Annotated in this window: 14 protein-coding genes and 1 pseudogene; 10 read left to right on the forward strand and 5 right to left on the reverse strand. The window is 63.3% G+C overall.

The window, feature by feature from the left end; genetic code table 11:
• Positions 1-328 precede the first annotated feature (328 nt).
• Positions 329-606, forward strand: a pseudogene (locus A5906_RS01030) (PRC-barrel domain-containing protein); the annotation flags it as partial.
• A gap of 289 nt (positions 607-895) precedes the next feature.
• On the opposite strand, the gene A5906_RS01035 reads toward A5906_RS01030, so the two are convergent.
• On the reverse strand, positions 896-1123 hold the full coding sequence (locus A5906_RS01035) for a hypothetical protein (protein WP_038383553.1): 228 nt from the start codon (positions 1121-1123) through the stop codon (positions 896-898).
• A gap of 204 nt (positions 1124-1327) precedes the next feature.
• Here A5906_RS01035 and A5906_RS01040 point away from each other — a divergent pair, with 204 nt between their 5' ends.
• From A5906_RS01040 to A5906_RS42830, 3 genes are read left to right on the forward strand one after another with little or no spacing between them, the layout of a single operon-like run.
• On the forward strand, positions 1328-2437 hold the full coding sequence (locus tag A5906_RS01040) for a DUF1236 domain-containing protein (RefSeq protein WP_080133441.1): 1110 nt from the start codon (positions 1328-1330) through the stop codon (positions 2435-2437).
• 24 nt (positions 2438-2461) lie between these two features.
• Positions 2462-2779, forward strand: coding sequence for a hypothetical protein (locus A5906_RS01045; protein WP_080133442.1), 318 nt, complete (start codon positions 2462-2464; stop codon positions 2777-2779).
• A gap of 57 nt (positions 2780-2836) precedes the next feature.
• Complete coding sequence (locus A5906_RS42830) at positions 2837-3004, forward strand: hypothetical protein (RefSeq protein WP_167523459.1); 168 nt, start codon at positions 2837-2839, stop codon at positions 3002-3004.
• A gap of 282 nt (positions 3005-3286) precedes the next feature.
• Here A5906_RS42830 and A5906_RS01050 read toward each other — a convergent pair whose 3' ends face one another.
• The gene (locus tag A5906_RS01050) at positions 3287-4144 is read right to left on the reverse strand and encodes an HD domain-containing protein (RefSeq protein WP_080133443.1); all 858 of its coding nucleotides are present in this window, start codon (positions 4142-4144) and stop codon (positions 3287-3289) included.
• Positions 4145-4620: 476 nt separating this feature from the next.
• Here A5906_RS01050 and A5906_RS01055 point away from each other — a divergent pair, with 476 nt between their 5' ends.
• Together A5906_RS01055 and A5906_RS01060 are read left to right on the forward strand one after the other, a co-directional pair.
• Complete coding sequence (locus tag A5906_RS01055; RefSeq protein ID WP_080133444.1) at positions 4621-5079, forward strand: Rrf2 family transcriptional regulator; 459 nt, start codon at positions 4621-4623, stop codon at positions 5077-5079.
• A gap of 26 nt (positions 5080-5105) precedes the next feature.
• A complete protein-coding gene (locus A5906_RS01060; protein ID WP_245326543.1) occupies positions 5106-5789 on the forward strand; it encodes a class I SAM-dependent methyltransferase in 684 nt (227 codons plus the stop codon).
• A 51-nt stretch (positions 5790-5840) separates the two neighbouring features.
• On the opposite strand, the gene A5906_RS01065 is transcribed toward A5906_RS01060, so the two are convergent.
• Positions 5841-6188, reverse strand: a complete 348-nt coding sequence (locus tag A5906_RS01065) for a hypothetical protein (protein ID WP_245326544.1) — start codon at positions 6186-6188, stop codon at positions 5841-5843.
• Between the two features lie 220 nt (positions 6189-6408).
• Between A5906_RS01065 and A5906_RS01070 the strand changes: the two genes are divergently transcribed.
• A complete protein-coding gene (locus tag A5906_RS01070) occupies positions 6409-7479 on the forward strand; it encodes an AraC family transcriptional regulator (protein WP_080133446.1) in 1071 nt (356 codons plus the stop codon).
• Between the two features lie 39 nt (positions 7480-7518).
• On the opposite strand, the gene styB is transcribed toward A5906_RS01070, so the two are convergent.
• Positions 7519-8022: a styrene monooxygenase NADH-dependent flavin reductase subunit StyB gene (styB, locus tag A5906_RS01075; protein WP_245326545.1), complete on the reverse strand. Its 504-nt coding sequence runs from the start codon at positions 8020-8022 to the stop codon at positions 7519-7521.
• A 6-nt stretch (positions 8023-8028) separates the two neighbouring features.
• A complete protein-coding gene (gene styA, locus A5906_RS01080) occupies positions 8029-9279 on the reverse strand; it encodes a styrene monooxygenase subunit StyA (RefSeq protein ID WP_080133448.1) in 1251 nt (416 codons plus the stop codon).
• A 105-nt stretch (positions 9280-9384) separates the two neighbouring features.
• Here styA and A5906_RS01085 point away from each other — a divergent pair, with 105 nt between their 5' ends.
• The 3 genes from A5906_RS01085 to A5906_RS01095 form a co-directional block, all read left to right on the forward strand.
• Positions 9385-10314, forward strand: a complete 930-nt coding sequence (locus tag A5906_RS01085) for a LysR family transcriptional regulator (protein WP_080133449.1) — start codon at positions 9385-9387, stop codon at positions 10312-10314.
• Between the two features lie 30 nt (positions 10315-10344).
• The gene (locus A5906_RS01090) at positions 10345-11367 is read left to right on the forward strand and encodes an LLM class flavin-dependent oxidoreductase (RefSeq protein WP_080133450.1); all 1023 of its coding nucleotides are present in this window, start codon (positions 10345-10347) and stop codon (positions 11365-11367) included.
• Positions 11339-11759 (forward strand): Rid family hydrolase (locus A5906_RS01095; protein WP_245326584.1); only part of this gene is annotated, 421 nt, incomplete at its 3' end. The genes A5906_RS01090 and A5906_RS01095, both read left to right, overlap by 29 nt.

Consider the following 11759-nt stretch of genomic DNA (forward strand, 5'->3'; position numbering starts at 1 on the left):
CCCGCCACCAGGCCGCCGGCGATGCCCGGACCCCATCCGCCTCGCCAGTGAGCTTCGGCGGGAGCCATCGTGGCCACAGAGGCCAGACCAAGGGCGCCGACCATCAGCGCCGACATTGCAATCTTCTTCATAGAGGATCCTTTCACATTGCTCGATCGCCCCGCCGACAACGGGAGAAAGTGGCAATGGTTTCGCTGGCCCCGACGGCGAGCGGGCAATGGATGCTCGGCGCCGTGGCAGCTTCACTCGAGAGCCTCGAGCTTGGACCTCAACAGCAAGGTTGGGTTCAATTCATGTTGCGCCGCGGAAGCGCTCGATGGCTTCGCGCGGCAAGATCAACGCCGTGGTGATCGGTATCGGGGCTTCCTCGGGATGGGCGAGCACGACATCGCGGTCTCCATGGACAAGCTGAAGTTCGTCGAAGAGCCGGTCCGGACAAGCTCAACGAGCAACACGACCACCACCCGCGAAACCACCACCGGTGCGGCTTCGACGACCACGACGAACCGCAACACGAACGATTGGGTGCCCGACCACGCCGTCATGAACGGCAACAAGGAGCAACTGAAAGCGCTCCCGCAGTTCAAGTATTCGGACTACAACTGACGGGACCAAGCGTTCTCGGATTGAGGGGCCTCCATCGGAGGCCCCTCTTTCTTGGGTTAGATGAATTTCTTGGGCTCGACGAATTTGGCCAAAGAAAAATGGCCCGCCCGGGCTGCCGGGCGGGCCGTTCGCGCGAAAGTCCATCAGCTCAGTGCATATGAACCAGGTAATAGCCGACGCCGCCAACAACGAGGACGGCAGGAACGGCCCACAGAATCAATACGGGCATTTTCTCCTCCAATTGCTGTCAGTACGCTTCGTAGGCCTCCCTCGGCCTACGAATGTCCGCTTACTGCTCGGTGCAGACCTTGGTCGTCTTCACGGCGGACTCGGCCTCCGTCTTGGTCTTGTAGACGCCGTCGCCCACTACCGTGGTGGTGGTCGTCGTCGGCTTGGTGTCGACCACGGTGCACTTCTTCGTGGTCGCGTCGCGGACGATGTAGAACTCGGCGGCGCTTGCGGCCTGGGTGCCGAGGGCGAAAGCGGCGAGCGCGCCGCACACGATCAACTTCTTCATGATGTCCTCCTCAGAGATCGTAAGTAGTCACTGCCAACGGGCAGTCGTCATCGAAGTTCCGGTTGTTCCCGAACTCGCGAAAACGTCGTGCCATTTCGCTACAGCACCAATCCCTTCGCATCCGAAAGAATGCCAGGTTTTCCCGAATCGGAACCGCGCGCCGCGTCGAGGGTTTTGATCGACGTAGACATTTGGAGGTTTCAGATGAACAAGCGTTTATTCTTGGCCACGACAGCCGCAGTCGCCATCGCGACGTCGGCATTCGCCCAATCTTCTCCGAGCGCGTCGAATTCCAATCCGCCCGCTACGCAGCGCCAGCAGGATTCCACATCGACGACCCCGTCCTCTTCGACTTCGACACCGTCGTCTAACACCGCTTCGCAGCCCACTCCTTCGGCGAATTCGGCCCAGACGCAGTCTCCCTCCTCGACCGGTCAGACTGCAGCAGGCCAGTCGTCCAACTCCGGTACTGGCACCAACACTACGCAGGCGCCGTCCTCGAACAATTCAACGAACCAGGCCCAGACCAATCAGCCGTCGGGCCAGACCACGACGCCGTCCAGCCAGGCGCAGACCACCCCGCCGTCGAGCACGAACAATCAGACGCAGAGCGCCAATCCGCCCGCTTCAGGCACCAACCAGGCCCAATCGCCCACGGGGAGCGGATCGACCAACACCGCGCAGCAGCCGAACAATCAGCAGAACACGGCGGATCGTTCGTCGAACACCAACGTGAACGCGTCGGTGAACATCAACGACCAGCAGCGGACCCGCATAAGCGCGTCGATCTCCCACCTGAACGTGCAGCCGCTCACGAACGTGAACTTCTCCTTGTCGGTGGGCACCGTCGTCCCGCGCGACGTCCGCCTGCAGCCGCTGCCGGCCGAGGTCGTCGAGATCGTGCCGCAGTACCGCGGCTACAACTTCCTGCTGGTGAAGGACGAGATCGTCATCGTCGAGCCGTCCACCTACAAGATCGTGACGGTCCTGCCCTATTCCGGCCGTTCGACGGCCGCCGCGCCGGCGCGGACCGAGCAGCGCAAGGCGACGTTCACTGACAGCGATCGTGAAGTGATCCGCAAGCACGCCAGGACGCGCCCGGTGGAGCGCGAGAAGCGGGTGACCACCGGCAGCTCGGTCCGGACCGAAATCCGCACCGGCGAGCGCGTGCCGGAGGGCGTCGAGATCGAGGCCTTCCCGGAACAGGTCTATCGGGATGCTCCGACCCTTCGCGAGTACCGGTACATCAACCGGGACAGCCGCACCTACATCGTCGAACCCCATGAGCGCCGTGTCATCGAAGAGATCGACTGATCTCGCAGCGGAAGGAGAACGTCCGTGAAGACAATCGTGCTAGGAGCGATCACCGCCACTCTCGTCGCAGCATCTGCTAATGCCGCGCCCCTCGCCTCTGCGGCCATAGCGTCGAGCGAGCTTGGAGGCGTCGAGCAGGTCCGACTCGTCTGCGACGAGTACGGCCGCTGCTACCGCACCCGCGGCCCCCGTTACGTCCAGCGCTACTACGGCGGCGACGACGGCTATGTGGTCCGCCGGAGCTACGGCTACTATGGCGGGCCCGGCTACTACGACCGCGGCTACGGCTACTACGGCGGCGGCCCGAGCATAGGGTTCAGCTTCGGCACCCGAAGCTGGTGAACCAGACAAAGGGCCGCTCTTCGAGCGGCCCTTTCGCTGGCAATCTCGGGGGAATCAATGTCCGCTCTTGAAAACTTGATATTACAGAAGGAGCAATTGCTGACGCGACTCGAAGCCCATCCCGGCCCCAACGAGCGAGCTGAAATTCAGGCGCTGCTCGCCAAAATTGAAACCGCTCTCAAGCTGCTGGAGCCAGAGGGCGCTCCTCTGACGAGCGAAAAATAGGTCGTGCCCCGGCGGCCCTTATTGCTTGGCAAACCCACCATAGGATCATCAGTGCTCGACGTCTGCAATGGATCATGAGCGCCGTTTGGAAGGTCGGCCGGTTGCTTCCGGTCTATCCCGATAAGCCGACAACTGAGGACGTCGCACGAACTTCGCATTCGAGCAGGAGCAGACATGGCGGAGACCGGAGCGCGACTGGAGCCACCGGTTATGTCGGCGATCGTCAGCTCCGAGCGTCGGAGAATCGATCGCGATCAACCCGAAATCACGGCCCTGGACCGCCTATAGCTCCGGACCAGACAGCCCGACTTCTCGCTCAGCGCGAAGGACATTGCCATAGAGACTGCTGATCCATTGTCTTCCGCTCGAGGTTACATTCAAATAGCGGATGGCGGTTTGGATGTGCGGCGCGACCTTGGTCCAGTAGAACTGAGGATATTTGTACACGACGTCCGCGGGCGTGGTGTATCCGAGCGATTTGTTGAGTCCTATCTCCTCGAACTCGTAGAACAGCGCATTTGATTTCTTCATGTAGTTCGGATCGCCGAGCTGACCGATCAGGTCCGCGGCGCGAAGCAACAAACCCTCCTCCTCGTCGAGATCATCCTTGAGTTCGTTCGCTGACGCGTCCGCATAGGGAAAACGAGTGTATTCGATGGCTTGGGCAACGCGAGCGGCGTCAATTTCGTCAACTGCGTCAAGACGCTCCACGGCGAATAATTTCGAGCGGTCGACATGATAGGGCGCAAGCGCTGCATCGGAGGAGCCGATCGGTAACTCAACCGTTCGGCCGGTACCATCAACCACATAGGCACCGTCCTGGTCTCCGTGAATGATGCCCCGAACGTAGCCAATGTCGTGAAGCAAGCATGCCAGGATGAAGTGAGCATAGTCGCTAGCCGTCGTTGGCCTGAGAAGGGAGCGCCCGATCAGGATGTCGTGCCCCACCAGCGTGACCAACAAGGTGTGCTCGACGTTGTGGTAGAGCGCATCGCTGTTACCAATACATTCCAGAGCCAGCTTTGCTGCATAGGGCAGCAATTCCGGCAAGCTGGCGTGGGACGAGCCGAAGCGACCGCTTGTCTCCGAGATCAGGAACGCTCCGAGCGCCTGGGACGTCAGTTCTGGGATTGTGATCATGAGCCAATCTCTCACTTTGGTCGCCGAACCTTCAGAGGGCCTTCTGCAGGATCGGGAGGGAGAGGACGACATCAACAATGTGAAGCCGAAGGATGGGTGATAATTGACTTAGATCAACGGCAGCGACGCCGCACGACGCGTGTGCCCAGTAGCGACTTCCGCTGAGGATCAATCGCGTCCGTTCGCTCCGGTCAAAGTGGCGTCCGATTTACCACTAACGGCCGACATCGTGGCTTCAGGCGGAATTCGTCGCGACGCGGACGGGAAACGCGGATCAAGAACGGAATCTCCGATTGAAGAAGCCGGACGCCCGAAACATTGCGCTGTTGCCAGCGCTGTAAGGGCAGCGTCACTTATGCGCGAACGGACGTTGCGATTGATCCCACAGTGACGGCGCTCGAATCCGAGCCAGCCATCCTCCTCGCGACCTCGCAAACCGCTTGACCGCAGCGCCATCATGTAACATACAAAGTTACATGAGGCGAGACAGTCGACTATCCGGCGTGCTGCACGTCCTGCTGCACATGGCGCAGCAGCCTGGCCCGTTCACGTCCGAGACGCTGGCGAAGGCGATGGACACCAACCCTGTCGTGATCCGCCGCATCATGGCGGGCCTGCGGCAGCTTGGTTACGTCCGCTCCGAGAAGGGGCACGGCGGCGGCTGGACGCTTGCCTGCGATCTTTCGAAGGTGACGCTGCGCGATGTCTATGCCGCGCTTGGCAGTCCGTCGCTGCTGGCGATGGGCAACCGGACCGAGGCGCCGGGCTGTCTCGTCGAGCAGGCCGTCAATGCCGCGCTCGATCAGGCCTTTTACGACGCCGAAGCGCTGCTGCTGTCGCGCCTCGGCGAGGTGACGCTGGCGATGCTGGGCGATGATTTGCGCAAGCGGCTCGGGTCTCGAAAGATCCACCACATCGGCGCGCATGGCGCGTGACCGGCTCCATTCACGGGGACAACATCATGACCGACATTCAAGCCGCATTCTCGGACCCGCAATTCGTGGCTCGATATACCGAGGGGCCACGGCGGTTCGTGCCGGGCTACGACGCCATGCAGTCCATGGCGTCGATTCTGCTGGCCGAAAGCGTCCCCAGCGATGGGCAGGTGCTCGTCCTCGGCGCCGGCGGCGGCCTGGAGCTCAAAGCCTTTGCACAGGCGCATCCCGGTTGGCGCTTCGACGGCGTCGACCCCTCCGGGCCGATGCTGGCGCTGGCCGGGCAGACCCTGGGAGAGCTCGCACCACGTGCGCGCTTTCATCAAGGCTACATCGATGATGCCCCGGAGGGACCGTTCGACGGCGCCACCTGCCTCCTGACCCTCCACTTCGTGGATGTCGCCGAACGACGCCGGATCGCCTTTGAGGTCCGCCGCCGGCTCAAACCGCGCGCACCGTTCGTGGTCGCGCATCTGAGCGCCCCCGATGGAGAGAAGGAACGTCCGCTGTGGCTGGCGCGGTACTCGGCGTTCCTGGCTGCATCCGGCGTCGAGCCGGAGCAGGCCGCGGCCGCACAGGATGCCGTCAGCAACCATCTGCAAATTCTGGCCCCCGCTCACGACGAGGTGATCTTGCGCGAGGCGGGCTTCTCCGAGCCGACGCTGTTCTACACCGGCTTCGCCTTCCGCGGCTGGGTGGCTTACGCCTGAGGCAATCATCTGCACGGCTTTGCCGGGAGCTGGCGGTCTGCGCAGCGATTGTCAGCCTGCCGTTTCGCTGGCTGCACAAAGCGGCGCTTGCGCCAAACGGCTCGCTTGCGAAGCAAAATCCTCGAACGCTGCGACCGCATCGCGCATGTTGTGACAGCCGCGACTGTCGAGCGAGGCATGAACGCTGAGGTCGAACAGCTCCATCCAGAACAACGGGCTCTCGGGCAGTCCCGCCCCAAGCGCTTCGAACATGCTGATCTCGCAATCCCCGACCCGCTCGAGGGCAACCGACCGGGAGCCATGGGCGATATGAGGAATTGCGAGCAACGTTCCGTAGCCTCGTAAAATCTTCACGTTGATGGGCGGCGCAGCGCCGTCACTGCTGGACATCAAGGCCATCGTAGCTTTCGGGGAAAGGGGTTGCCCCGAGAACGCAAGACCAGTCTGAGGGGCAGACAAGCGATTTAAGTCACACGCCCACCCGTTTCTTGTTATCGTGAGCCAATAAGTTGATTTTTCATGCCGTGGTCACGATCGGCGAGCCCAAGGAGCGAGGCCCGCAGCGGCAACGACGAAAGGGTTCGGTGTGCCGGCTGCCCATTCGCCCCATTTTGAAACAATGCCCAGTGCGACCGGCGGAATCGCCCGCCTGGTATGGGCACGCCTGCAGGACGCCGGCATCGAGGCGAACGGTCTGCTGTCCAGGGCCGGATTGACTCTCAAGCAGATCGAGGATCGCAAGGCGCGCCTGAGCGCCGAGAGCCAGATCAGGTTTCTGGAACTTGGGGCCGAGGCGCTGCGCGACGACCACCTCGGCTTTCACCTCGCAAGAGACTTCGACCTTCGTGAAATTGGCCTGCTCTATTACGTGGCGGCATCCTCCGGCACGATCGCCGAAGCCTTCGCAAAGGCCGAACGCTATTGCCGTCTCGCCAACGAGGGGATCTCGCTGCGATTCGCGGCGAAAGAGATGACGATCACGCTGAGATATGTCGGCGTGGAACGGCGCTCGGACCAGCACCAGATCGAATTCTGGCTGACTTCAATCATTCGCATGAACCGCGCCCTGACCAATCGCCGCCTGATCCCGAGCCGGCTCAAAGTGGTCCATCGCCGTCGAACGACGCCCGCAGAGGTCAGATCGTTCCTGGGGCGCGAGATCGAGTTCGGGTCCGATGTCGACGAGATCGCGTTCCCGGTATCCGTGGGGCCGATGCGGATCGAAAGTGCCGACCACTACCTGAACGATCTGCTGGTGACGCATTGCGAGCAGGCGCTCGCACACCGGAAATCCGTCGGAGTCCCGCTCAGATCGAGCGTCGAGAATGCAATCGCCCCATTGCTCCCGCATCGTGAGGCACGGGTCGAAGAGATCGCCCGCCGCCTGGGGATGAGCCATCGCACGCTGGTGCGGCGCCTCGCTTTGGAGGGACTGACCTTCAGTGGCATCCTTGACGAGATGAAGATCGACCTTGCCAAGAGCTATCTGAAGAACGATGGACTGCCTATTTCACAGACCGCCTGGCTGCTCGGCTACGGAGAAGTCAGCGCGTTCACCCACGCGTTCAAGCGCTGGACCGGAATGACGCCGAGGCAATGGCGCGCCACTGGGGATCCCAAGCACGCCACTGGCCCCGGCGATACGCCGCTCCACGCAAAGCCCGCACCTTCGAACTCCTCCCGGAGCTGACAGAAGACGGAAATGTCCGTCGCTTTTATCCGCGCTTCCTCACCGATCCACCGGCATCCCCGCCCCTCGATGATACCGGCTCGAGAAAAACACCAGCGGCGTGGTCTCGCGATAGTCGCAAGCCGAGACTTCCGCGATGATCAGCGTGTGGTCACTGACGTCGACGTGGCGCGTGACCTCGCAGGCGAACCAGGCCATGCAGCCGGACAAGCGCGGCAGTCCGTCCACGATATCGTAGTCGGGAGCGACACCGCTGTTCGGCTGGCTCGCGAAATGCAGTGACAGGTCCCGGCCATGGTCCGGCAGCACGTTGACGCAATAGCGGCCGGTCGCCGAGATCGCGCGGTGCATGCGTCCCGGCATGACCGAGACCAGCACGGTCGGCGGCGACAGGCTGACGGTGACGAAGCTGTTCGCGGTCATGCCGCAGACGCGGCCGTGCTCGTCCAGCGCGGTCAGCACCGCGACACCGGTCGCAAAGCGCGAGGCGGCTTCGCGGAAGAAGGCCGGATTGGCGCGCTGCATGTCACTTGCCGTCCGCATCGGTCCTCACGCAATGGCCCTGGCCGGCTGCGATGGCGCCGACATGCGCTCAATCCAGGCCCGGATGCGCTGCGGCGTGGAGATGCGGTCCCACTGCCGGTCCGGGTAGTTGAAGTTCTCGGTGAACTCGTTGGCCAAAGCCGGGTTCTGGCTCATCGCGCCGATCAGCATGCCCAGCGCTTCGGTCGGCGGCTGCAGCATCACATTGGTCCAGCGCGAGGCCGCCAGCACGCGGTCCTGCCGCTTCAGGTCGATCTTCTCGCACAGGCGCGCATCACACGCGTCGGAATTGACGATCTCCTCGCCGAGCACGAAGGCCGCATAGGAGGCCACATTGGCGCCCTGCCCCATCATGGGATCGACGATGGCATGGACGTCGCCGAGCGCGATCGCGCATTTGCCGTCGTCGAACGCGACCACTGTGTTGCGCACGGTCGGGACCACGCCGCCCTGCAGGAGATCCTGCGGCTGCGCGAGGTCGAAACGCGCGGTGTCGATGCGGTCATAGGTGGTCGGGTGATGCTTCTCCAGCTTGCCGAGCAGGACCTTCAGGAAGTGCTTCGGGTTGTCGTCGTAGCTGAGGCTCGCCAATTCCTCCATGTCGCCGCCCGGTACGTTCTCCATCAGCAGCGCGTTGGCGATGCCGCCGAAGGTGACGGTGGGGATCACGATCATCTCGCCATGGCCGGGCGACACCGAGAGCGTGACGTTCATGGGATCGGGCTGCCGCACGCCGGTGTAGAGCCCGACGCACAACCGCCGTTGCGGCTGCGAATAGGGCGTGTGCTCGGGACGATAGGTGAAGAGCTGGCCGAGCGGGCCCTTGCCGGTCGAGACGACCAGCAGGTCGAAACGGGCAACCAGCGGACGGATGTCGCGCTCCTCGATCCGCCTGTACTCGATCTTGCCGCCCCGCTTCGTAAAATCCTGCATCAGCGCGGGAAGATAGATCCGGTAATCGACGGCACGGCTCGGCTTCGAGAAGTCGCCGCGAAAGCTGAGCGGCTGCGGAAAATTGAAGACGTGATCGTGGTAGTGATAATAATCCTTCGGATCGGTCCAGTGATTGACGCCAAGATAGTCCTCGCGCGCGATCGTCACGTGATGATGCGCGACGGTGTTGAGCAGCCGGATGCCGCGGTACTCCTCCGGCGGCCGGTCGGTGATGATGGTGGCGTCGACGCCGTGCTTTTGCAGATAGAGCGCGAGATGCAGGCCGGCGATTCCGGCGCCGACAATTCCGATATGGCGTGCCACGTTGGTCTCCTCCCTGATCTGCTTGTTTGGGGGAAGCCTAGCGGCCCGCCGGATTGCGCACTATGGAATATATGGGATATAATTTATTCCAGATCGGAATGAATCATGGACCGGATCGATTGCCTGCGCGCTTTCGTTCGCACCCTCGAGGGCGGCAGCTTCTCGGCGGCGGCCAGGGAGCTCGGCATCGGCCAGCCCGCCATCAGCAAGCGCATCGCGATGCTGGAGAGCGAGTTCGGCACGCAGCTGTTCTCGCGCACGACGCGCACGCTGAAGCCAACGGCCGAAGCGCACCGCATCTACGATCTCGCGCGCCAGATCCTCGACAGCTTTGACATGGCGCGGTCGAGCGTCGAGCAGTCGGCGCCACGCCCCAGCGGCACGCTCCGGATCGGCGTGCCCTCGTCATTCGGACGGCGCTACATGATGCCTGTGATCGCCGACTATGTGCGGCACTATCCGGAAGTGCGGGTCGACATCCGCTTCAGCGAGCGGTTCGTCAATCTCGTGGAAGAGGGCATCGAGCTGGCGCTGCGGATCGGACACCTGGAGGCGAGCACGCTGGTCGCGCGCCGGCTCGGCACCGTGCAGCGCTATCTGGTCGCGACCCCCACCTATCTGCACGGCCGCCCGCTGCCGCGGACGCCCGACGATCTCAGCTCGCACCAGTGCATCGTCTATTCGCGGATGTCGCCGGCGCACCAATGGGCCTTCGAATCCGAGCATGGCCGCCACGTCGCGTCCATCAACGGCCCCATTCACGTCGACGATGCCGATGCGATGCAGGAGGCGACGATGCAGCATCTCGGCATCGCCATCCTGCCCGGGTGGAATGCGGCGGACGGTCTTCGCAGCGGCGAGCTCGAACATGTGCTGCCGGACTACACGATCGCAGCGCTGCCGCTGCATGCGGTCTATCCGGAGACGCAATGGATGTCGCTCCGCGCGCGCAGCTTTCTGGATCTCCTGGTCGCGCGCGCCGAGCACTTTATGCCGATCTCGCCGCATACCCGGGCCGCCCGCGCTGGCGGTTGACGCCGTCTCCGCCATCATTAAATGACGCGGATGAAAAAAATCGGATTTCTGTCCTTCGGACACTGGACGCCCTCGCCGCAATCGCAGACCCGCTCTGCCAGCGACACGCTGCTGCAATCCATCGAGCTTGCGGTCGCGGCGGAAGAACTGGGCGCGGACGGCGCCTATTTCCGCGTGCATCATTTCGCGCGCCAGCTCGCCTCGCCCTTTCCGCTGCTTGCGGCCGTCGGGGCGAGGACGAGCAAGATCGAGATCGGCACCGCCGTGATCGACATGCGCTACGAGAACCCGCTCTACATGGTGGAGGACGCAGGCTCCGCCGACCTCATCGCCGGCGGGCGGCTGCAGCTCGGCATCAGCCGCGGCTCGCCGGAGCAGGTGATCGACGGCTGGCGCTATTTCGGCTACCGGCCGGCCGAGGGCGCGAACGATGCCGACATGGGCCGGCGCCATGCCGAGGTCTTCCTCGACCTCCTGCGCGGCGAAGGTTTTGCCGAGCCCAATCCGCAGCCGATGTTTCCCAATCCGCCGGGCTTGTTGCGCCTGGAGCCGCATGCGGCGGGCCTGCGCGAGCGAATCTGGTGGGGCGCCGGCTCGAACGCCACCGCGGTATGGGCTGCGAAGCTCGGCATGAACCTGCAGAGCTCGACGCTGAAGAACGACGAGACCGGTGAAGCTTTTCACGTGCAGCAGGCCGCGCAGATCCGCGCCTATCGCGCGGCGTGGAAAGAGGCCGCCCACAGCCGCGAGCCCCGCGTCTCCGTCAGCCGCAGTATCTTCGCGCTTATGGACGATCGCGACCGCGCCTATTTCGGCAGAAGTGGCGAAGGCGAGGACCAGATCGGCTTCATCGACCCGCAAACGCGCGCGATCTTCGGCCGGAGTTACGCAGCCGAGCCGGATGCGCTGATCGAGCAGCTGCGGCAGGACGAGGCGATTGCCGAGGCCGATACGCTGCTGCTGACGATCCCGAACCAGCTTGGCGTCGACTATTGCGCCCATGCGATCGAGGCGATCCTGACGCATGTCGCGCCGGCGCTGGGGTGGCGTTAGGTCTCCGTTCGAGCCCACAGGAGAACTGCGCTTGCCAAGACAGAACTTCTCGTCCGGTTATGCATTTGAGGACGCGTACGGATATTCGCGAGCCGTCCGCGTCAGAAACCAGGTCTTCGTATCCGGCACGACGGCCCGCCCGCCGGAGCTGGATGGTGATGCCTATATGCAGGCGAAAGCCACGCTGGCGATCATCGCCGACGCGCTGGCCGGGACCGGCGCGGACATGCGGCACGTCGTTCGTACAGTGGTGTACCTCATCGACATGGCAGACACGGGGCATGTTGCCCGAAGCCTTCGATCAAGTCCGTCCGGCGAACACGCTTGTCCAGGTCGGCGCCCTCACGCCCGCCTCCGCACGGGTCGAGATCGAGGCAACGGCGGTCATCCAC

Origin of the sequence: Bradyrhizobium sacchari, from assembly GCF_002068095.1 — a bacterium.
In the GTDB taxonomy this organism is placed as follows: Bacteria; Pseudomonadota; Alphaproteobacteria; order Rhizobiales; family Xanthobacteraceae; genus Bradyrhizobium; species Bradyrhizobium sacchari.